This is a genomic window from Streptomyces lienomycini, assembly GCF_027947595.1.
Lineage (GTDB): Bacteria > Actinomycetota > Actinomycetes > Streptomycetales > Streptomycetaceae > Streptomyces > Streptomyces lienomycini.
Window position 1 is genome coordinate 1,225,132 of record NZ_CP116257.1, and the last position, 21,451, is coordinate 1,246,582.

Consider the following 21,451-nt stretch of genomic DNA (forward strand, 5'->3'; position numbering starts at 1 on the left):
AAGTGCGCGATCTTCCGCGCCGTACCAGCACACATTAGCCCGGTGAGGGGACGTACACGCTGCGTCGGAGAACGCCAGGAGCGAACAGCCGGCGGGAACACGCTCAGTGCTGGTCGGTGCCGTGCAGCGGGAAGCCGGCGATGCCGCGCCAGGCCAGCGAGGTCAGCAGCTGGACCGCCTGGTCGCGCGGCACGCTGCGGTCGCTGTGCAGCCAGGAACGCGCCACCACCTGCGCGAGGCCGCCCAGGCCCGAGGCCAGCAGCATCGACTCGGCGCGCGAGAGGCCGGTGTCCTCGGCGATGACGTCGCAGATCGCCTCGGCGCACTCGTTGGTGACCTTGTCCACGCGCTCGCGCACCGCGGGCTCGTTGGTCAGATCCGACTCGAACACCAGACGGAAGGCGCCGCCGTCGTCCTCGACGTACGCGAAGTACGCGTCCATCGTCGCCCGGACGCGCTGCTTGTTGTCGGAGGTCGACGCGAGCGCGCTGCGCACGGACTGGATCAGCGCCTCGCAGTGCTGGTCCAGCAGGGCGAGGTAGAGGTCGAGCTTGCCGGGGAAGTGCTGGTAGAGCACCGGCTTGCTGACGCCGGCGCGCTCGGCGATGTCGTCCATCGCGGCCGCGTGGTAGCCCTGGGCCACGAACACTTCCTGTGCGGCGCCCAGCAGCTGATTGCGTCGGGCTCGGCGGGGAAGGCGTGTGCCCCGCGGGCGTACCGCCTCTGTCTGCTCGATGGCTGTCACGCCGCCTCCCATAGTCGTCCTCGTGCGGTGTGCGCCGCGTAGCCATCGTACTTTTCGGTAACCGTGGTGTGTGTGCTGCGAGCGCAGAATTTCACGGACCGGACGGTGGCGAAAGCCGCACAACAGGTTTCAAAAGGGTTCAGGCCGGGCAGAAGTCGGCCTTCGTTCTCGGCGGTGGTCGGCCTGCCTCGTCTCAGCGTCTCAGCGTCTCAGCGGTAGTCGTCCTCGTCGTTCGAGACGACCCGGGCCTGTTCGGCCAGATCGGCCTCGTTGGCGCTGTCCGGCTCGACGCCGGTCAGCGGCTCGTCGCGCTCCTGCCCGATGTCCGCCCGCTGCTCGGCCGCGTCGGCGTCGGGCGCTTCGACGTCGCGTTCCTCGGGGTCCGGTCCCTCGTCGTCGAAGGTCTCCGGGTCGGTCGGGTCGACGGTCATGCTGGGCTCCCTTCCTACGAACGTCCCCGGGATGCGGGGGTCCCACGCGGGTGCCCACTTCACGAGCCTAGGAGACACCCGATTCGGACGCCATGTGTCGCCCGGTCCGGTTGGCGGACCGTCGGCATCCGTACCCCGGTGCGCCCCTCTCGCAGCCCCGCCTGTGACGGCGAACACATGAACCACTGCGTGATCGTCTCGTAACATTGCCGCATGCCTTCGCCCGAGCCGCCCTCCGTGCCGCCCGCCAACGTTCTGCCGAAGGTCGCGGCGGTCAAGGTCGCGGACGGCGAGCGGTTGAGGTCGGTCCACCTCCCCGGCATCACCCTGACGGTGCGCTCGAGGCGACCCGCCCGCGAGGGCCTGCCCCCCGCCCTCCACGTCCACGGCCTCGGCGGCTCCTCGCAGAACTGGTCCGCGCTCATGCCGTTGCTGGACGACGTCGTCCACAGCGAGGCCCTCGACCTGCCGGGCTTCGGCGACTCCCCGCCACCGGACGACGGCGACTACTCGATCACGGGCCACGCGCGCGCGGTCGTCCGCTACCTCGACTCCGCCGGGCGCGGCCCCACGCACCTCTTCGCGAACTCGCTCGGCGGTGCCGTCGTCACCCGCGTCGCCGCGGCGCGGCCCGACCTGGTGCGGACGCTGACCCTCGTGTCGCCCGCGCTGCCGGAGATCCGCGTGCAGCGCAGCGCCGTGCCGACGGGGCTGCTGGCGCTGCCGGGGGTCGTGACGCTCTTCACCCGGATCACCCGGGAGTGGACGGCGGAGCAGCGGGTCCGCGGTGTGACGGCGCTCTGCTACGGCGATCCGGGGCGGGTGACGCCGGAAGGCTTCCGCAACGCGGTGGAGGAGATGGAGCGGCGGCTGCGACTGCCGTACTTCTGGGACGCGATGGCGCGGTCCACCCGCGGACTCGTCAACGCGTACACGGTGGGTGGCCAGCACGGACTGTGGAGACAGGCCGGGCGGGTTCTCGCACCCACGCTCCTGGTCTACGGTGGACGGGACCAACTCGTCGGCTACCGCATGGCCCAGCGGGCTGCCCGCGCCTTCCGTGACTCCCGGCTGCTGACCCTGCCGGACGCGGGGCACGTGGCGATGATGGAGTACCCGGAGGCCGTGGCCACGGCGTTCCGTGAGCTCCTCGCGGACACCGCGGACACCGCTGCTGGTGGAGAGCCGGCGGTCGGCGAGAGGACCGATGGGGTCGTCGACGACGAGCCCGCCAACCAGATCACAGGAGGCTGAGGCGCGACGTGGGACGCCACAGCCGCCGCGGACCCGCCCCCAAGGCCGACGCGGCGGACACCGCCACAGCACGCGAGAACCCGACCGCATGGCAGGCCCGCCGCCGAACTACCGGCCCCTCTCAGGGGCCTCAGGGGTCGCCGACCGCGCCGACGGGGGGCGTGCCCGGTGGGCCGTCTCGTGGGCCTCAGGGGCCGGGTCAAGGCCCGGGCCAGGGTTCGGGTCCCGGCCCGGGTCAAGGCGCACGGTTCCCGGACGGTACGCCCGCCCAGGGGGCGCCCGGGCGTCCCGCCGGCACGCCCGCCCACGGAGTCCCCAGGTTCACCGACGGCACTCCGGCGCGTGGTGTGCCGCAGGCCCGTGGCGGTCACCCCGAGCAGCGTGAACCCGGCGGTGGCTGGGGCGAGTTGAGTGGACGTCCCGGCACCGGGCACGGCGCCGCCGCGGGACCGCCCCCCGGCGCCCCGGCGGCTCCCGGCCGGTCGCCCCGGCCCGGTACGCCCTTCCCCAGGCAGCGACAGGTGCCCCCCGGCGGGCCGCGGCAGGAGTACCTGGACGCCTTCGGCGCGGACCACGACGTCGCAGGCGCGGACCACGACGTCTTCGCGGCCCGCCCCCCGCGTCGAACCCCCGGCCCCGAGCGGCCCGCCGACCCGTACGCCTCCGTCACCGACTGGAGCGCCGACGACGGGGGCGGCGGTACCCCCGCCCGCCCCGACACGGGCGCCGACGAAGAGCCGCCCACGGGTGATCCCGCGCCGGTCAAGGGCGCCAAGGGCCGGACGTTCACCGGCATCGCGGCGGCCGCCGTCACCACCGTGCTGGCCGTCGTCGTGGCCGGTCAGGTCGCCGACGGGTCGGACGGGGGCGACGTGCGCTCGCAGTCCGCCACCGACCAGGCCCGGGGCGCCCACGACTCCGCGTCACGGGACGACGAACGGCCGACGCCCGCCGCGTCCGGGGCCCCGGCGCCGCTGACGTACGAACAGAAGATGGGTAAGACCTACCCGCTCAGTGCCACGCTCAAGGGCTCGGGGAAGTTCGACGCCATCCCTGGCATCGCCAAGGGGACCGGGAAGGGGCAGCGGTACACCTACCGCATCGACGTGGAGCAGGGGCTCGGCCTCGACGGCGAACTCTTCGCCGACGCCGTGCAGAAGACGCTCAACGACGACCGGAGCTGGTCCCACAACGGAGCCCGCACCTTCGAGCGCATCGAGTCGGGCCAGCCCAACTTCGTCATCACGCTGGCCAGTCCGGGCACGACTGCCGAGTGGTGCGCCAAGTCCGGCCTGGACACCACCGAGGACAACGTGTCCTGCGACTCGGCCGCCACCGCACGCGTGATGATCAACGCCTATCGATGGGCGCAGGGTGCCGCGCCGTACGGCGACGCGATCTACGCGTACCGGCAGATGCTGATCAACCACGAGGTCGGTCACCGCATCGGCTACAACCACGTCACCTGCGACAAGGACGGCGAACTCGCGCCGGTCATGCAGCAGCAGACGAAGTTCGTCGACCACGACGGAATCGACTGCCGCCCCAACGCCTGGGCCTACCCGAACAACTGACGGACAGGGCAGGCCCATGCGTCACGTGTGGTGACCGCATGATCCCTTAGCGCGACCAAACGCGCCCCGCACGGGAAAGTTACGACCGTTCACCCCTTTCGGTGGTGCGATGGACAACCGTCCATCGCACCACCTCCTTGTCCGCATACGTTCGTCCCGCTGCGAGCCGCCGGGCCAACGGTGGCTCCCCAAACGGGAGATCGGGGGTGCGCGCGTGCGCATCGGACTGCTTGCGGAGGGTGGCTATCCGTATGTGAGCGGTGAGGCCGGGCTCTGGTGCGACCGGCTCGTACGCGGGCTGGAGCAGCACGAGTTCGACGTCTACGCGCTCAGCCGCAGTGAGCGCCAGGAGGCCGAGGGGTGGGTCCCGCTGCCGCCGCAGGTCGGCCGCGTGCGTACCGGCTCGCTGTGGGAGGACGTGGACGACGGAATCGTCCACGGGCGGCGCACGCGCCGGCGCTTCGCGGAGTGCTACGGCGAGCTGGCCGCGGCCCTGTGCGCCACCGCCCCCGGACAACCCTCCGAGAGCTCGGCGAAGGAGTCCCGGAGCGAGTCGTCCCTTGAGGCGGACCGTTTCGCCAGTGCCCTGTACGGCCTCGCCGAACTCGCCCGCGAGGAGGGCGGACTGCCCGCCGCGCTCCGCTCCGAGACGGCGGTACGCGCCCTGGAACGCGCCTGTCGCGCGCCCGGCGCCCACCGATCCGCACGCCAGGCGCGCGTCCCCGATCTGCTCACCGTCGCCGCACGCCTCGAACGCGCCCTGCGCCCCCTGTCGTTCGACTGGTACGAGGACGACGACCTCGGCTCGGTGGACCTGTGCCACGCTGCCTCCGGCGGCACGGCTGCCCTGCCGGGCCTGCTCGCCCGGCACTTCTGCGACATCCCCCTGCTGGTGACCGAGTACGGCGTGCGGCTGCGGACCCACTACCTGACGGAACCCGATTCCTCGCCCGCGATACGGTCCCTGCTCGCCGCCTTCCACGGACGGCTGACCGCCGAGACCTACCGCCGCGCGGCGATGATCACACCCGGCAACTCGCACGCCCGACGCTGGCAGGAGCGCTGCGGGGCCGATCGCGTCAAGCTGCGCACGGTCCCCCCGGGCATGGACGCCGCGCCCTTCGCGGAGGCGGGGGAGTCCCCGGAGCACGGTGACCCGCAGACCCTCGTCTGGGTCGGCCGCGTGGAGCCGGCCAAGGACCTGGTCTCGCTGCTGCACGCCTTCGCGGAGATCCGCAGGGCCGAGCCGGGCGCGCGCCTCAGGATCGTCGGCGCCCCGCGAGGCCCCGAGGGCGCCGCGTACCTGGCCCACTGCAAGGGACTGGCCGCGCAGCTCTTTCCCGACGAGGCCGACGGGCCGCACGCCGTCGGCCGCAACCCGGTGTCCTTCGAGGAGACCGGCGGACCCGAACTGCCGTCCCGCGCCGACGCGTACGCCTCGGGGGCCCTGGTGGTCCTCTCCAGCGTCGTCGAGGGATTCCCGGCCGGGCTCGTCGAGGCCATGTTCTGCGGCCGCGCGACGGTGTCCACGGACGTCGGGGCGGTGGTGGAGGCCATCGGGGGCACCGGACTCGTCGTGCCCCCGCGCAATCCGAGGGCGCTCGCCGAAGCGTGTGTCGCGCTGTTGCGCGACCGGGAGCGCCGTGAACGCCTGGGCGCCGCCGCGCGCGCCCGCGCGCTGGAGTTGTTCACCGTCGAGCAGAACGTCACGGCATTCCACGGCATCTACCTGGAGATCCTCTCGCGCACCCCGGTCCGCCGTGTCGTCCTCGACGACACCGGCGAACCCCTCCCCTTCGCCGTCCCCGCCGAGGCCCACGTCCCCGGCCGCTGGAGCGATTCCACGGCCCGTGTCGCGGCCAGGGGAGGCCCCCAAACGATCGGGGGAGGCTCCCAAGCGGTCGGGGGAGGCCTCCAAGCGGTTGGTGGTGGTCCCGGCGCGGTCCGTCGTGGTTCCGGTCCCGGCTGGGCGCAGGACGCCCCCGTCCGGGCCACGGCCCCGGCTTCGGCCCCGGCTTCGGCTTCGGCGACCAAGGGAGCGGTTCGATGAGCGGCCTCGGCGAACTGGACCGGCCCGAAACCCCACAGAGCCCCGGTGCCTGGGACGAACGCTCCCGCAGGTCCCTGGCCGACACGGCGGACACGGCGGACACGGCGGACACGGCGGCTCGGGCCAGTGGGACCGATGGGACCGATGGGGCCGATGGGACCGGTGGAGCCGAGGGGTCCGCCGTCGGCGGAGGGGCTCGCGACGGCAGGCAGCCGCCGTCCGCACCCGTCGGCCGCCGCGCCGCCGACCCGGTGAAAGGGCTGCTGCACCGGCACCGCGAACTGTGCGAACGCGCCGTGGACCCGCTCGAGATCGCCGCGGGCCTGGAGGCACACGGCGTCACCGACCGGACCGCCGCTCGCTTCCGCCACCGGGACGTCTTCTCCCTCGCCGAGGAGATGTACGCGCGCGTCCCGCGCCACGGCGATGCCCCCGCGCGCGCCGCGGACGCGCCGACCCCCCGGCCGCGTACCACCTGGATCGTCCTCGCACTGCTGCCCGGCGTGCTGTGCGCCGCAGCCGTGGCCGGACTGCGTCTCACCGAGGGCCGGCCCCGTCTGCTCGTGGCCCTCGTCGGCGTCCTCGCGGTGAGCCTGGCCCTGGGCGCGGCACTGCGCCGCGGGCCGCTGAGCGCCGCGACGCGCACCACCAGCACCTGGACCTGCTGGCTCGTCGGCTACGCCCTCCTCGGAGACGGGCTCCTGCGCACCGCCGTCAGCGGCGGCCCCGACGGCCTGCCCGACGGCACCGCCGACGGCGCCTGGCCCCTCACCCTCGCCCCCGTCCTGGCGCTCGCGCTGTCCTGCGCGCCCGCGACCGTGTGCGCCCACCTCTTCGCCGTCCGCGCCCGCCGCAAACTGACGTCCAGCCGGGGCCTGGCCGACTTCTCCGCCTCCGTACGCCCCCTGCTGCTCGGCACGTTCGCCCTGTACACGGTCGTCCTCGCCGCCCTGCTCACGCTGACGGGCGCGGTGCTCGGCGAGTCCGCGGCCCATCCCCAGGGCCTCACCCTGGGCGTACTGCTGCTGCTCGCCCGTCTGCTCACGGTGCACGGCCACACCCACGCCACCACGCTCGTCCTCACCGCCTCGGCCACCGCCGAGGCAGCGGCCCTGGCCACGCTCTTCGCCGGCCGCCTCCCCGGCTGCGGCTTCCTGGCCGCCCCCGTCGACGCCCTGGTCGCCGCCTGCGGCCCGGCCGGTGTTCCGACGGCCGCCTGCGGCATCGGGGCACTGACCCTCCTCGTCCACGCGTGCCGCCGCCTGACCAGGGCCTCGGCCCACGCGTCGACGGAGCGGCCGTGGTGAACACGCGCACGGACAGCCCCGCACGCGTCCGCAACACCCCCGCATCACCCCTCTGAAGGAGCCCCCAGATGACCACCTCCCGACCCGACGCCTCGGCACCGGGAGCCGCCCGATGAGAGTCCTGCTGATCGGAGCCAACGGCTACATCGGCCGCTTCGTCGCCGACCGTCTGCTCGCCGACCCCGCCGTCCAGCTCACCGCTCTCGGCCGCGGCGACGACGCCGACGTCCGCTTCGACCTCGCCACCGGCAGCCCCGGCGCACTCACCCGCTTCCTCGACGCGGTCCACCCCGGCGTCGTCGTCAACTGCGCGGGCGCCACCCGGGGCGGCGCCCGCGAACTCACCCGGCACAACACCGTCGCCGTCGCCACGGTCTGCGAGGCCCTGCGGCGCAGCGGCTGCGGCGCGCGCCTCGTGCAGGTCGGCTGCAGCGCGGAGTACGGCCCCAGCCAGCCCGGCTCCTCCACCGCGGAGGACGCCGTGCCCCGCCCAGGCGGCCCCTACGGCGTCAGCAAGCTCGCCGCGACGGAACTCGTCCTCGGCTCCGGCCTCGACGCCGTCGTCCTCCGCGTCTTCTCGCCCGCGGGGCCCGGCACGCCCGCCGGCTCCCCGCTCGGCCGGCTCGCCGAGGCGATGCGGCGCGCGATGCAGTCGGGCGACGGCGAACTGCGGCTCGGCGGCCTCGGCGCCCAGCGCGACTTCATCGACGTCCGTGACGTCGCCCGCGCGGTGCACGCCGCCTCTCTCTCCGCCGCACAGGGCGTCATCAACATCGGCTCCGGCCGCGCCGTCCGCCTGCGCGACGCCGCAGCCACCCTCGCCCGGGTCGCCGGATACGGCGGCGCCCTGCACGAACTGGACGGCCCCCCCGGCGCGCTCCGGCCCACCATCGGCCACCCCCGCACCGAATCCGTCGGCCACCGCCTCGACGCCCTCGGCCACCACCGGACCGACGCCCTCGGCCACCACCGCCCGGACCCGCTCGGGAACCGGGGCGAGCGCCCCGACGCCGACCACGCCGCGCCGGCCCCGCATCCCTACCCGGACGGCTGCGGCAGCTGGCAGCAGGCCGACGTACGCACCGCCCGCGACCGGCTCGGCTGGCGACCCCGGATCGCCCTCGAAGAGTCCCTCGCCGACATCTGGATGGAGGCGGCATGCCGTATCTGACCAGTACCAGAGCGGGCACCGCGGGCACCGCCGTCCGCACCGGCATCGGTGTCCCGGGACTGGCCCACCCCCTCGTCGCCCCCGACGAGTGGGCCGGCCTCACCTGCCCCGGCACCCCCCTGCACTGGGTCGTCCTCAACATCGCCGCCGGCCCCGGCACCCGCCCCGACCCGCGCTGCCTGGAGGCCGCGGGGCACCTGCGCAACGCGGGCATCCGCGTCCTCGGCCATCTCGACGCCGCGTACGGAGCCCGCAGCCTCGGCGAGCAGATCTCCGACGCCCACCGGTATCTCGACTGGTACCAGGCCGACGGATTCCTCCTCGACCGCTGCCCGTCCGAACGAGCCGCCCTCCCCGAGGTCCGCCGCACGGTCACCACGCTCCGCGCGATCCGTGACGACGCCCACATCGTCCTGGGCCACGGCACTCACCCCCACCCCGGCTACACCGAGAACGCCGACCAGCTCGTCACCTTCTCCGGCACCTGGGCCGACTACCGCTGGTCCCAGGCCGCCGAGTGGAGCGCCGACCATCCGCCCGACCGCTTCTGCCACTTCGTCCACGGCGTGCCGCGCGGACATCTGGAGGAGGCGCTGCGCATCGCCCGCTGGCAGGGAGCGGCGACGATCTACTTCACCGACCGCACGGACCGCGGCGGCCGGGCCGACCCCTGGGAGACACTGCCCGGCTACTGGGACGAAATCGTCTCGCGGGTCGGGACGGGTGTCTCGGAATGAAAAAGGCCGTGGCAGTGTTACTTGGAGAACAACCGTAATTACTGACCGACCAACGGAGTCTTCGTGTCGCTGCCACCCCTGGTCGAGCCGGCCGCCGAGCTCACCGTAGACGAGGTCCGCAGGTACTCCCGCCACCTGATCATCCCCGATGTGGGGATGGACGGGCAGAAGCGGCTGAAGAACGCCAAGGTGCTCGCCGTGGGCGCGGGCGGCCTCGGTTCGCCGACGCTGATGTACCTGGCGGCAGCCGGTGTCGGCACGCTCGGCATCATCGAGTTCGACGAGGTCGACGAGTCGAACCTGCAGCGGCAGGTCATCCACAGCCAGGCCGACATCGGCCGGCCCAAGGCCGAGTCCGCCCGTGACACCATCAAGGGCATCAACCCGCTGGTTGACGTGATCCTTCACCAGGAGCGGCTCGAGGCCGACAACGTGATGGACATCTTCAGCCAGTACGACCTGATCGTCGACGGTACGGACAACTTCGCGACCCGCTACCTGGTCAACGACGCCTGCGTGCTGCTGAACAAGCCCTACGTGTGGGGTTCGATCTACCGCTTCGACGGCCAGGCCTCCGTCTTCTGGTCCGAGCACGGCCCCTGCTACCGCTGCCTCTACCCGGAGCCCCCGCCCCCCGGCATGGTCCCCTCCTGCGCCGAGGGCGGCGTGCTGGGCGTGCTGTGCGCGTCCATCGGCTCCATCCAGACCAACGAGGCCATCAAGCTCCTCGCGGGCATCGGCGAGCCGCTGGTCGGCCGACTGATGATCTACGACGCCCTGGAGATGACGTACCGCCAGGTCAAGGTCCGCAAGGACCCCGACTGCGCGGTCTGCGGCGAGAACCCCACCGTCACCGAACTCATCGACTACGAGGCTTTCTGCGGCGTCGTGTCCGAGGAGGCCCAGGCGGCGGCCGCCGACTCCACGATCACTCCCAAGCAGCTCAAGGAGTGGATCGACGACGGTGAGAACATCGAGCTCATCGACGTCCGCGAGCCGAACGAGTTCGAGATCGTCTCCATCCCGGGTGCCAAGCTGATCCCGAAGAACGAGTTCCTCATGGGCTCGGCCCTCGAGAGCCTCCCGCAGGACAAGAAGATCGTCTTGAACTGCAAGACGGGTGTCCGCAGTGCGGAAGTCCTCGCCGTCCTCAAGTCCGCCGGCTTCTCGGACGCCGTCCACGTCGGCGGCGGCGTGGTCGGCTGGGTCAACCAGATCGAACCGGAGAAGCCCGTCTACTGACCGGCTCCCGGCCCCGCTTCCCGGCCGGCGGGGGTTTCGCGCACCACAGGTGCCCGAAGCCCCCGCCGCCGTCATGAGCAGACCTTGCCGTCCTTCGGCACCGTCCCCTTCAGCAGGTAGGCGTCCACCGCGGAGTCGACACAGTCGCTCCCGCTCCCGTAGGCGCCGTGCCCCTCGCCCTTCCAGGTCAGCACCACGCCTACGTCCTTGCCCAGCTCGTCCGCCATCCTGCGGGCGCCCTCGTAGGGCGTGGCCGGATCGCCCGTGTTGCCGACCACCAGGATCGGAGCCGCGCCGGGTGCGCTCACCTCCGGCGTCTCGTGCTGTCCGGCCACCGGCCAGTCGTGGCACCAGCCCGCCGTGTCCCAGCCGAGGAAGTCGCCGAAGACGGGCGAGACCTTCTCGAATTCCGGCAGCAGCTTCCTCGTCTCCTCGAGGGTCGGCCGCTGCTTGTCGTCCAGGCACGATATGACCCGTTGCGAGTGGGTCGTCGTGCCGTAGCGGCCCGAGGGATCACGCTCGTTGTAACCGTCGGCCAGCGCCAGCAGCTCGGACCCGTCGCCCTCCTCGGCCGCCGCCAGCGCACTGGTCAGGGTCGACCAGCCGCTCTTGCTGTAGAGGGGAAGCACGATCCCGGTGAGCGCGAGCGACTGCGTCAGCTTGCGCCCCGGCGAGGAGGTCGGCAGCGGCTTCCCGTCCAGCCGGTCCAGCAGGTCGGAGATCTTCCGCGACCCCACCTCGGGTTCCTGCCCGGTCGACTTCAGGTAGTCGTCCAGCGCGCGTTGGAAGCCCCTGGCCTGGTTCTCGGCGTGGCCCATCGTGTCGGCGCTCGGGTCCACGACGGCGTCGAGAATCACGCGGCCCACCCGCTCGGGGAACAGGTGGGCGTAGACACCGCCCAGTTCGGTGCCGTAGGAGATGCCGAAGTAGTGCATCCTCTCGTCGCCCAGCACGTGCCGCATCAGGTCCATGTCGCGGGCGGTGTCGGTGGTCGACACGTGGTGCATGAGCTGGCCGGCGGCCTTCTCGCAGCCCTTCCCGAAGTCGGCGGCGTCCTGCAGATACGCCCGCTCCTCGGCCGGGGTGTCGGGTGTGGAGTCCACCGTTTCGGCGGCCTCGATGGCCTCGTCGTCGCGGCAGCGGACGCCCTCGCTGGCCGCCACTCCGCGCGGGTCCCAGCTCACCAGGTCGTACCGCTCGTGCAGCGAGGAGACGGTGTCGGCGTAGGACGGCATCGTGGAAACACCGGAACCGCCGGGGCCGCCGAAGTTGAACAGCAGGGACCCGATGCGCTCGCCCCCGGTCGCCTTGGCCCGAATCAACGCGAGGTCGATCGTCTCGCCGTCCGGGGCGGACCAGTCCAGCGGTGCCCTGAGCGTGGCGCACTGCCAGTCGCCGCCCGGTGCGGGCGCCTCGGCGGTGCCCTTGCAGCCGGCCCACTCCAGCGTCTGGGAGGCCAGCGCCGCGGGCACTCCCGACGGTGCCGGCGCCGAAGGCCCCGCGCTGCTCCTTCCCCCGTCGTCCCTGTCGTCGCCGGACGAGCCGCCGCTGCAGCCCGCCGTCAGCAGTGCGGCGGCGGCCGTCAGAGCCGTCCACCGGACGAGACGCGCCATGTCCTCTCCCCCCTGGCAAGCCGTCCGCGCCGTGCGGCGGATGGCGGTCATGCCATGGTAGGTGGATTCATCAGCGGCCGCCGAGCCCTGTGGATAACCCTCTGACCTGCAATTTCTTCGAGGATCGACGGGGCCGGTGGTCAGGATCGGACGGCGTCGGCGGTCAAGACGGTCAGGACGGTCAGGACGGTCAGGAGCAGACGGTTCCGGCCTTCGGTACCTTGCCGTCCAGCAGGTAGCCGTGCACCGCATCCTGCACGCACCCGTTCTTGCTGTCGTAGGCGCCGTGTCCCTGGCCCTTGTAGGTCAGCTCCACCCCGACGCCCCCGCCCAGCGCCTCCACCATCCTCCCCGCGCCCTCGTACGGTGTCGCGGGGTCGCCGGTGTTGCCGATCACCAGGATCGGCGGCGCACCGGGCGCGCTCACGTCCGGATGGTCGGCGGCTCCGGCGACCGGCCAGTCGGTGCAACTGAGCAGGGACCAGGCCAGGTAGTCCCCGAACAGCGCGGAGGCCTTCCGGAACTCGGGCAGCTTGCGCTCCACGTAGGCGGAGTCGTACCGCGGCTTGTCGTCGGCGCAGTTGATGGCGACGTTGGCCGCGGTGATGTTGCTGTACTGACCGTTCTCGTTGCGCCCGTTCAACGCGTCCGACAGCACCATGAGGACCCGCCCGTCACCGTCGTACGCCTGCTCCAGGCCCTCGGTGAGGTACTCCCAGAAGTCCTTGGAGTACAGCGCCTGCGCGATGCCGCCGGTCGCGGCGGTCTCGGTGAGTTCTCGGGGGTAGACGCCGGGGATCGGTGTGCGGTCGAGGTCCTTCAGCAGCCGTGCGATGCGCGCCTTGACGTCCTCGGCCGTGTCCCCGACGGGGCAGTCCTCGACTTTCGACACGCAGTCCTCGGCGAAGTTGTCGAGCGCCAGCTGAAAGCCCCTGGCCTGGCCCAGCGAGCCCTGCTCGGCGGTCTGCGTGGGGTCCACGACCGCGTCGAAGACGGCGCGGCCCACGTGCTTCGGGAACAGGTGGGCGTAGACGCCGCCCAGTTCGGTGCCGTAGGAGATGCCGAAGTAGTGCAGCTTCGCGTCGCCGAGGACCTGACGCATCAGGTCCATGTCGCGGGCCGCGTCGGTGGTGCGGACGTGCGGCAGGACGTCCTTCGAGTGCTTCTCGCAGGCCGCGTTGAACTTCTCCGTGTTGTCCACCAACTCGGTGCGCTCGGCCTGGTCGTCGGGGGTGGCGTCCTGCTGGAAGTAGGTGTCGAGCTGCTTGTGGTCCAGGCACTCCACGGGGTCGCTGCGGCCTACGCCGCGCGGATCGAAACTGACCAGGTCGTAGCGTGTGCGCAGTTTCGCGTAGTCCTGCCCGAAAGCCGGCAGGGTGGTGACGCCCGATCCGCCCGGTCCGCCGAAGTTGAAGACGAGCGATCCGATCCGCCGGTCCGCCGCACCGCTGGCCTCGGCCCGGATCAGCGCGAGGTCGATCGTGTCCCCCTTCGGGTCGGCCCAGTCGAGCGGTGCCTTCATGGTGGCGCACTGCCACTTGTCGCCGTCCGGCAACGGGGAGGGCGCGGCGCCGCCGCCCTCGGCCTCGGACGGGGCCGGGCAGGTCTTCCAGCCGAGCTTCTGGCCCGTCAGGTCCTTGTCGTCCTCCCGCGATCCGCCGCCGCAGCCCGCCAGCAGGAGGGACAGCGTGGCGGCGGTGGCGGTGAGGGCGGCGGCGCGCAGCGGGAAGGGATTCGGCATGCGTCCATCGTGCGGTCGCGGCGGGCGCTGCGCTCGGGGCAGGGGCCGTACGAGGTACGAGGGGCGTACGCGCGTCCGGTTACAGCGCCCCTTTGCGCGTCAGGTGGTTGAAGACCAGCCAGCCCGGCAGTACCGGCAGCCACAGGGTCAGCAGTCGGTAGAGCAGCACCGCCGGCGCGGCGACCTCCTTGGGGAGGCCGACGGCGATCAGACCGACCGTCAGCGTCGCCTCCACCGCGCCCACACCGCCGGGCGTCGGAGCCGCGGACCCCAGGGCGTTGCCCGCGAGGAAGACGACCGCGACGCTCGCCAGACTGATCGACGAGGAGTCGTCGCCGAACGCGCGGATCGAGGCGTCCAGGCACATCACGAAACAGGCGGTGAGCAGCAGCATGCCGCCGATACCGGTGATCAGCTTCTGCGGCCGCTGCAGGACGTCCAGCATGCGCGGCACGACCCCGGCGAAGAGCGACCGCACGCGCGTGACGACGAACTTGCGCAGGAACGGCACCGACGTCACCACGAGCACCAGCACCGCCACGGTCAGCAGGCCGGCGATGACCGTGCGGGACGGCGACAGCGACGGCGTCTTCTCGGTGCCGGTGAGATAGCCGAAGGACAGCAGCATCAGGATGTGGCAGCCGAGCCCGAACAGCTGGGACGCGCCGACACTCGCCACCGCGAGCCCCGGGCGCACGCCCGCGCGCTGCAGGAAGCGGGTGTTCAGGGCGACGCCGCCGACCGCGGCGGGGGCGACGATCTTCACGAACGATCCGGCGACCTGCGCGGCCACGGTCCGCAGGAACGGCACTCTTTCGGGTACGAACCCCAGCAGGGACATCGCCGCCGCGACATAGCTCGCCGCGGAGAACAGCACGGCCGCGGCCACCCAGCCCCACTGGGCGTTCGAGATCAGGGGTCCGAACTCGATGTGGGTGAGCTGCGTCAGCAGGAAGTAGGCGCCGATCGCGCCGGCGATGAAGCTGATCAGTGTGCGCGGACGCACCCGCTCCAGGCGGGCCGGTTCGACGGGGGCCTGCGGCCTGATGCGCAGCACCGCGTGGCGGATCTGGGTGAGCAGGTCCTCCTCGCGCGCCTCCTCCAGCGCCTCGTCGACGGCCCTCTTCTCGGCCCGCTGCTCGGCCCGCACGGCCTTCTTGTCGAGCTTGTCTGTCTTGTCGGCTTTGTCGGGCCTGTCGGGCTTCCTGTCTGGCTTGCTCAGTGTGCCGGGCTTGTCGGTGGCGGTCTCGTCGGTCTGCTCGGCGGCTGGGCTCGCGTCGTCACTGCCGGCCGCTTCCGCGCGGGCCAGTTTGGCCTGCCGGTACGACTCCAGCACCGCCTCGCGCTCGCGCTGGGACCGTTCGCGCGCCAGCTTGCGCAGCGTCGCGCGCGTGGAGCGGCTGAGCGCGATGGGCTGGAGCATGGGCAGGCAGTCCGCCACGGCGTCGGGGCCGAGTACGCCCACCGCCGACGCGACCGCGCGCTCGGCGCCCACTCGCAGGCCCAGCGTCACCAGGAGCTGGGAGATGTCCATCCGCAGCAGCAGGTCCCCGGCGGCGATCTCGCCGATGCGCAGGTCGGTGAGGATCACCGTGCCGGAACGATCCACCAGGATCGCGTCGCCCACCAGCCTGCGGTGCGCGATCCGCCGGGACTGCAGGGCCCGTACCTGCTCCCAGGTGTCGCGCAGCAGGTCGTCGGTGATCTCCTCGTCCGCCAGCGAGTCCAGGGAGCGCCCCCCGGTGTGCTCGTAGACGAGCATCACGGCGTCGGGGCCCAGCTCCGAGGTCGCGATCAGCTTGGGCGCGTTGGCACCGGCCGCGATGGCCGCGTAGGCGAGCAGCGCCTCCTGTTCCAGGGCCTGGCGCAAGGAGGGGAGGCTGCTGCGGGTGGCGAAGCCGCGCAGGGTCAGATTCCGCCACGCGCGGTAGAAGAAGCCCTGCGCCTGCTGTTCCCGGTCCACCACCGTCACGTCGAGCGGCCGACCGTCCTCCAGGGTGACGAAGTAGCGGCGTCCGCGGTCACCGGTCTCCACGGTGTCCGCCGGCGCTTCCTGCCGGGCGGCGGTCACCGGGCGGAAGCCGACGTGCCGCAGGCCCGCCATCAGGGTCCGGCCGGTGGGGCGGACGTTGGGGGAGCCGACCGCGTACAGCGTGCCGTAGGCGACGGTCCAGCCGATGAGGACCGTCAGGATGATCGAGAACGGCGTCGTGTAGCCGGTGACGAGCATCGAGAAGGCGTCGAGGAGCAGCACGATCCAGAGCACCGCGCGCCAACGGGGCCTGCGGGACATGCCGACGGCCGTCATGTACGCGATGACCGGCGCCAGATAGCCGTGCACGGGGTCGGTCAGCGCGTGGACGTCGCCCGGCGACGGCTGGGTGAGCGCCTCCTGGATGGAGCCGGGGGCGGCCTTGGCGACCCACAGGTCGGTGGCGAGGGTCACCCCGTGCGCGAGGACCGCCGCCAGCACCCCGTCGGCGATCCGCAGCCCGTCCCGTTTGATCAGCCGCTCGATCGCGAAGGCGACCGGCACCAGGAGGATCGCGATGCTGGAGGCCAGCCCCGCGATCTTGATGAGCAGGTCGGGTGCCTGTCCGGTGCCCTTGTTGATGTCCTGTTCGAGGCCCGAGGTGGTGCCGTGGGCGAAGGCCGCGATGGCGAGCAGCACGACGACGGCGAGCACGCCCACCAAGAGGCGCATCAGGTCCGACGGACGGTGCACGCGCGCGGGGAGCAGCGGTTCGTCGCCCTCCACCTCGTCGATGTGCGCCACGTCGTCGGGGTCGGCGGCCGTCGCGGACGGGCCCTCGGTCGGCTGCGCGTCGCTCTTCCCGTCACCGGTGTCGGCGGTGCCCGGGCGCGTCGAAGCGTCAGAGGTGCCCTCGGCGTCCTCGGGGTGCACACCCTGCTGCTTCATCGCCTCTTCTTGCTCTCGTATCACTGGTCACCGCCCGCACGATGGTGGCATGCCGTGTCGGCCTCGGCAGGCATCAGGGTGCCCGTGCGGGCCGCACAGTCTGCCCGAAGCGCCGGTTTCGGGCGAGGGGAGCGCACCGCCGTGAGCGCCTCGTGTTGTCGGTGGGGTGCGGCAGGATGGGACGAATGAGCGAGCAGAGCCTTCCGGACGGCGGCCGTCCGGAGAACGCGGGCGCGCTGCCCGAGTACGCCGAGCGGGTCCTCGACGTGACCGAGCTGATCCCGGCGGGCCGCGTCATGACATACGGGGACGTAGCCGAGTACCTGGAGGAGGGGGGACCCCGTCAGGTCGGCCGGGTGATGTCCCTCTACGGGGGAGGCGTCCCCTGGTGGCGTGTCGTTCGCGCGGACGGCGCCCTGCTCGCGGGGCACGAACTGGAGGCGCTCGACCGCTACCGGGAGGAGGGCACGCCCCTGAAGGAGGCGAGCAGAGCCGCCGAGGGGCACCTGCCGCGCCTCGACCTGAAGCGGGCGCGGTGGGACGGCGGCGAACGCGCACAGGGTCACACCTGACAGCTTCCGGCATGCGGCCGACCGATGTGTGACCCGTGATCCGTACGAGGTAAACCGGATACTTCGGGCACGTCCGTGACATGACGTACGTTCGTGGGGCAGGAGGCGTTCGTGCCGTGAGTGACCCGAGGGAGGAAGGAGAAGCGCTGCTTCCGCCTCGTCCGTCGGCGTAGCGTCGGCCGCACGCGTCCCCCTCGCACCGCTCATCCCGCGGCCACCGCCCCACCCGCGACGCGGACGGCCCACCAGCACACCCACCAGGACCGGCGAACCACGTGAGCTCCTCTTCCTCCACCGGACACCCGTCGCACCCCCAGGTGCGACGGGGGAGCCGTGGCGCTTACCGACTGGTGCGTACCCCGCCGGCACGCGTGGACCCCCCTCGTCTGGACGCCGCACAACGCGCCGTGGTTGACCACCGGGCCGGACCGCTGCTCGTCCTCGCGGGGCCGGGCACCGGCAAGACCACCACACTGGTCGAGTCCGTGGCGGACCGAATCGCCAGGGGCGGCGACCCCGAACGCATCCTGGTACTGACCTTCAGCCGCAAGGCGGCCGTCGAGCTGCGCGACCGCATGGCCCTGCGCATGGGCGCCGCGCGCGCCCCCCGGGCGACGACCTTTCACTCCTTCGGTTACGCGCTGGTCCGCGCCCACCAGGACAGCGAGCTGTTCGTCGAGCCCCTGCGGCTGCTGTCCGGCCCGGAGCAGGACGTGACGGTGCGCGAGCTGCTCGCCGGGCAGCTGGACCTGGAACGGCTCGGCCTCGCCCACGTGCGCTGGCCCGACGAACTGCGCGCCTGCCTGACCACCCGCGGCTTCGCCGACGAGGTCCGCGCGGTGCTCGCCCGCAGCCGCGAACTGGGGCTCGGCCCCGAGGCCCTGGGCGCCTTCGCGCGACGCATCGGCCGCCCCGACTGGCGGGCCGCCGCGGTCTTCCTCGCCGAGTACCTCGACGTGCTCGACCTCCAGGGCGTGCTCGACTACGCCGAACTGGTTCACCGCGCCGTGCTCCTCGCCCGCCGTCCCGAGGTCGCCGGGCGCCTGACCGCCCAGTACGACGCCGTGTACGTCGACGAGTACCAGGACACCGACCCCGCCCAGGTGCGGCTGCTGCACGCGCTGGCGGGCGGCGGGCGGACCCTCGTCGCCTTTGGCGACCCCGACCAGTCGATCTACGCCTTCCGGGGCGCGGACGTGAACGGCATCCTGGACTTCCCGGCCGCCTTCCCGCGCGCGGACGGCCGCCCGGCGTCCGTCGAGGTGCTGCGGACCTCACGCCGGTCCGGGGCCGCCCTGCTGGCCGGCACCCGCCAGCTGACCCGGCGCATGCCGCTGACCCGCCTTCCCGCCGACAAGGTGCGCGCCCACCGCGAGCTGACCCCGGTACGGGACGGCGGACGCGTCGAGGTGTACACCTACCCGACCTCCGGCACCGAACTGGACAACATCGCCGACATCCTGCGCAGGGCGCACCTGGAGGACGGCGTTCCGTGGGGTGGGATGGCTGTCCTGGTACGTGCCGGGTCGCGCACCATCCCCACCCTCCGCCGCACCCTCACCGCGGCCGGTGTCCCGCTGGACATCGACGGCGACGACCTGCCGCTGCGCCACGAACCGGCGGTCGCCCCCCTGCTGACGGCACTGCGGGCCGTGGCGCAGGCGGAGGTGGGGGAGCGGCCCGGGCCGGGGGACGGGGTGGCGGGCGGCGCGGTGCCCGGCGCGGGTACGGGCACGGGCGGGGACGTGGGTACGAGTGCGGGTGACGGCGGTGGAACCGCGCGCGAGGGGCATGCCGACGATGCGAGCGGGGCCGGGGCCGGCCCGGGGGGACGCGCCGACACGGCCGTGAAGGCCGTACCGGGGGCGGTGACGAAGCCCGCACCCACAGCCCACCACAAGCGCCAGCGCGAGCACGGGTCCGACGCCGGGGCTGAGCTCGGGTCCGAGTCCGAGTCCAGGGCCGAGCCCGAGCCCGAGTCCAGGGCCGAGCCCGAGTCCGGGCCCGAGGGGGAGTTTGACACTCAGCCCGAAGCCGAGACGAAGACGGAGGCCGATCCGGAACCGGAGTCCGATCCGGAACCGGAGTCCGATCCGGCGACGGAGTCCGATCCGGAGCCGGAGCCCGAGACGAGCCCCGCGCGTGGCGGACGCGCCGACCTCGCCGACGATCCGTGCTGGCTCTCCACCGAGACCGCCCTCACCCTGCTCGGCTCGCCCCTCGGCGGTATGGACGCCGCGGATCTGCGCCGCCTCGGCCGCGCCCTGCGCGACGAGCAGCGCGCCGCCGGCAACCCGCTGCCGCCGCCCTCGGACGAACTGCTCGCCCGGGCGCTGGCCGAGCCGGAGCGGCTCGCCGTGCACGACCCCGCGTACGCGCGCGGCGCCCAGCGACTCGGCGCGCTGCTCCGCAAGGCCCGCGAGCGCCTGGCGGGAGGCGGCAGCGCCGAGGAGGCACTGTGGGACCTGTGGAACGGCACGCCGTGGCCCAGCCGCCTGGAACGCTCCGCCCGGCGCGGCGGCGCGGCCGGACGCAACGCCGACCGCGATTTGGACGCCGTGTGCGCGCTGTTCGCGACGGCCGCCCGCGCGGAGGAGCGCACCGGCGGCCGGGGCGCCCTGAACTTCCTGGAGGAGACGGACGCCGAGGACATCGCGGCCGACACCCTCACGCGGCGTGCCGTACGCCCCGACGCCGTCCGCCTGATGACCGCGCATCGCTCCAAGGGGCTGGAGTGGCGGCTGGTCGTCGTCGCGGGCGTCCAGGAAGGCCTGTGGCCGGACCTGCGCCGTCGCGGCTCCCTGCTGGAGGCCGACCGGATCGGCCGCGACGGACTCGCCGAACCCCTCACCCCCGGAGCCCTGCTCGCCGAGGAACGCCGCCTGTTCTACGTGGCCGCCACGCGCGCGAGCGAACGGCTCGTCGTGACCGCGGTGAAGGCACCGGCCGACGACGGAGACCAGCCCTCCCGGTTCCTGACCGAACTCGGAGTCGAGCCCGTCGACGTCACCGGCCGCCCGCGCCGCCCCCTCGCCGTAGCGGCGCTCGTCGCCGAACTGCGGGCCACCACCGTCGACGCCCGCGTCTCGGCGCCCCTGAGGGAGGCCGCCGCGCGCCGCCTGGCCCGGCTCGCCGCCCTGGCCGACGAGGACGGCCGTCCCCTGGTGCCGTCCGCCCACCCCTACCGCTGGTGGGGCATGTGGGACCCGACCGAGAGCAAGGTGCCGCTGCGCGACCGGGACCAGCCCGTCACCCTCTCCGGCAGCGCCCTGGACCAGCTGGCCAACACCTGTGCCCTGCAGTGGTTCCTGGGTCGCGAGGTCAAGGCCGACGCGCCCGCGACCACCGCCCAGGGCTTCGGCAACGTGGTGCACGTACTCGCCGACGAGGTGGCCTCGGGGCGTACCCCGGCCGACCTCGCCGTCCTGATGGAGCGCCTGGACTCCGTGTGGAACGCGCTCGCCTTCGACGCGCCGTGGAAGTCGGCGCAGGAGAAGGCCAACGCGCGCGTGGCGCTCGAACGCTTCCTGAAGTGGCACGTCATGGACCGCGCGGGGCGCACATCTGTGGCCAGCGAGCACGACTTCGACGTGACCCTGGAAGCGGGCGACTACGAGGTGCGCGTCCGCGGTCAGATGGACCGCGTGGAGGCCGACGGCGAGGGCCGCGCCTACGTCGTCGACTTCAAGACCGGCAAGCAGGCACCCACGTCCGCGGAGGTCGCCCGCCATCCCCAGCTCGCCGTCTACCAGCTCGCCGTCCGCGAGGGCGCCGTCGACGACGCCTTCGGCGGCGTGCGCCCCCTGCCGGGCGGCGCCGAACTCGTTCAGCTGCGTCAGGGGGCGCCCCAACGGGACGGCGGCGAGACCCTGCCCAAGGTGCAGGCACAGCAGTCGCAGGAGGGGCCGACGGGTGAGTGGGTGGGCGACCTCCTGGCCACGGCCGCCGGCAAGGTCCTCGACGAACGGTTCACCCCGACCACGGGCCAGCACTGCACCCACTGCGCCTTCCGCGCGTCGTGCAGCGCGCGGCCCGAGGGGCGGCACGTCGTGGAGTGAACGCCGGGAGCGGTGGCCGAGCGACGGTGTGACACG

The 21,451-nt window shown here is 72.9% G+C and carries 14 protein-coding genes; 9 read left to right on the forward strand and 5 right to left on the reverse strand.

Annotated elements, in window-relative coordinates; translation table 11 throughout:
- Window positions 1-103: 103 nt before the first annotated feature.
- A complete protein-coding gene (locus BJ961_RS05855; protein ID WP_042825084.1) occupies window positions 104-745 on the reverse strand; it encodes a TetR/AcrR family transcriptional regulator in 642 nt (213 codons plus the stop codon).
- Between the two features lie 209 nt (window positions 746-954).
- Entirely contained in the window at window positions 955-1,176 is a 222-nt protein-coding gene (locus BJ961_RS05860; RefSeq protein WP_271320242.1) for a hypothetical protein, read from the reverse strand.
- A gap of 213 nt (window positions 1,177-1,389) precedes the next feature.
- On the opposite strand from BJ961_RS05860, the gene BJ961_RS05865 reads away from it, so the two are divergent.
- The 7 genes from BJ961_RS05865 (at window position 1,390) to moeZ (ending at window position 10,511) form a co-directional block, all read left to right on the forward strand.
- Window positions 1,390-2,430: an alpha/beta fold hydrolase gene (locus BJ961_RS05865; RefSeq protein ID WP_271320243.1), complete on the forward strand. Its 1,041-nt coding sequence runs from the start codon at window positions 1,390-1,392 to the stop codon at window positions 2,428-2,430.
- An 8-nt stretch (window positions 2,431-2,438) separates the two neighbouring features.
- The gene (locus BJ961_RS05870) at window positions 2,439-4,004 is read left to right on the forward strand and encodes a DUF3152 domain-containing protein (RefSeq protein ID WP_271320244.1); all 1,566 of its coding nucleotides are present in this window, start codon (window positions 2,439-2,441) and stop codon (window positions 4,002-4,004) included.
- Between the two features lie 214 nt (window positions 4,005-4,218).
- Complete coding sequence (locus BJ961_RS05875; RefSeq protein ID WP_271320245.1) at window positions 4,219-6,054, forward strand: DUF3492 domain-containing protein; 1,836 nt, start codon at window positions 4,219-4,221, stop codon at window positions 6,052-6,054.
- Window positions 6,051-7,361, forward strand: coding sequence for a hypothetical protein (locus tag BJ961_RS05880; protein ID WP_271320246.1), 1,311 nt, complete (start codon window positions 6,051-6,053; stop codon window positions 7,359-7,361). Before BJ961_RS05875 ends, BJ961_RS05880 begins: the two co-directional genes overlap by 4 nt.
- Window positions 7,362-7,473: 112 nt before the next feature.
- The gene (locus tag BJ961_RS05885; protein WP_271320247.1) at window positions 7,474-8,532 is read left to right on the forward strand and encodes an NAD-dependent epimerase/dehydratase family protein; all 1,059 of its coding nucleotides are present in this window, start codon (window positions 7,474-7,476) and stop codon (window positions 8,530-8,532) included.
- Entirely contained in the window at window positions 8,520-9,269 is a 750-nt protein-coding gene (locus tag BJ961_RS05890) for a spherulation-specific family 4 protein (protein WP_271320248.1), read from the forward strand. The genes BJ961_RS05885 and BJ961_RS05890 overlap by 13 nt, the downstream gene beginning before the upstream one ends.
- Before the next feature lie 63 nt (window positions 9,270-9,332).
- A complete protein-coding gene (gene moeZ, locus BJ961_RS05895) occupies window positions 9,333-10,511 on the forward strand; it encodes an adenylyltransferase/sulfurtransferase MoeZ (protein WP_271320249.1) in 1,179 nt (392 codons plus the stop codon).
- A 71-nt stretch (window positions 10,512-10,582) separates the two neighbouring features.
- Here the strand turns inward: moeZ and BJ961_RS05900 are convergent, their stop codons facing one another.
- The 3 genes from BJ961_RS05900 to BJ961_RS05910 form a co-directional block, all read right to left on the reverse strand.
- Window positions 10,583-12,124, reverse strand: a complete 1,542-nt coding sequence (locus BJ961_RS05900; protein ID WP_271320250.1) for an alpha/beta hydrolase — start codon at window positions 12,122-12,124, stop codon at window positions 10,583-10,585.
- 190 nt (window positions 12,125-12,314) lie between these two features.
- Window positions 12,315-13,865, reverse strand: a complete 1,551-nt coding sequence (locus BJ961_RS05905; RefSeq protein WP_271320251.1) for an alpha/beta hydrolase — start codon at window positions 13,863-13,865, stop codon at window positions 12,315-12,317.
- Window positions 13,866-13,944: 79 nt separating this feature from the next.
- Complete coding sequence (locus BJ961_RS05910) at window positions 13,945-16,785, reverse strand: lysylphosphatidylglycerol synthase transmembrane domain-containing protein (protein ID WP_271320252.1); 2,841 nt, start codon at window positions 16,783-16,785, stop codon at window positions 13,945-13,947.
- Between the two features lie 185 nt (window positions 16,786-16,970).
- Between BJ961_RS05910 and BJ961_RS05915 the strand changes: the two genes are divergently transcribed.
- Together BJ961_RS05915 and BJ961_RS05920 are read left to right on the forward strand one after the other, a co-directional pair.
- Window positions 16,971-17,357, forward strand: coding sequence for an MGMT family protein (locus BJ961_RS05915; protein ID WP_328659261.1), 387 nt, complete (start codon window positions 16,971-16,973; stop codon window positions 17,355-17,357).
- Window positions 17,358-17,728: 371 nt separating this feature from the next.
- Window positions 17,729-21,415 (forward strand): UvrD-helicase domain-containing protein, encoded by a 3,687-nt coding sequence (locus tag BJ961_RS05920; RefSeq protein ID WP_271320255.1) that lies wholly within the window; start codon window positions 17,729-17,731, stop codon window positions 21,413-21,415.
- The last annotated feature ends 36 nt before the right edge of the window (window positions 21,416-21,451 follow it).

Bases quoted from the DNA above. Each gene is read 5' to 3' on its own strand.
- BJ961_RS05865 (WP_271320243.1), top strand. From the start codon at position 1,390: ATGCCTTCGCCCGAGCCGCCCTCCGTGCCGCCCGCCAACGTTCTGCCG.
- BJ961_RS05860 (WP_271320242.1), bottom strand. From the start codon at position 1,176: ATGACCGTCGACCCGACCGACCCGGAGACCTTCGACGACGAGGGACCG.
- BJ961_RS05915 (WP_328659261.1), top strand. From the start codon at position 16,971: ATGAGCGAGCAGAGCCTTCCGGACGGCGGCCGTCCGGAGAACGCGGGC.
- BJ961_RS05905 (WP_271320251.1), bottom strand. From the start codon at position 13,865: ATGCCGAATCCCTTCCCGCTGCGCGCCGCCGCCCTCACCGCCACCGCC.
- BJ961_RS05900 (WP_271320250.1), bottom strand. From the start codon at position 12,124: ATGGCGCGTCTCGTCCGGTGGACGGCTCTGACGGCCGCCGCCGCACTG.
- BJ961_RS05880 (WP_271320246.1), top strand. From the start codon at position 6,051: ATGAGCGGCCTCGGCGAACTGGACCGGCCCGAAACCCCACAGAGCCCC.
- BJ961_RS05885 (WP_271320247.1), top strand. From the start codon at position 7,474: ATGAGAGTCCTGCTGATCGGAGCCAACGGCTACATCGGCCGCTTCGTC.
- BJ961_RS05890 (WP_271320248.1), top strand. From the start codon at position 8,520: ATGCCGTATCTGACCAGTACCAGAGCGGGCACCGCGGGCACCGCCGTC.
- BJ961_RS05910 (WP_271320252.1), bottom strand. From the start codon at position 16,785: ATGAAGCAGCAGGGTGTGCACCCCGAGGACGCCGAGGGCACCTCTGAC.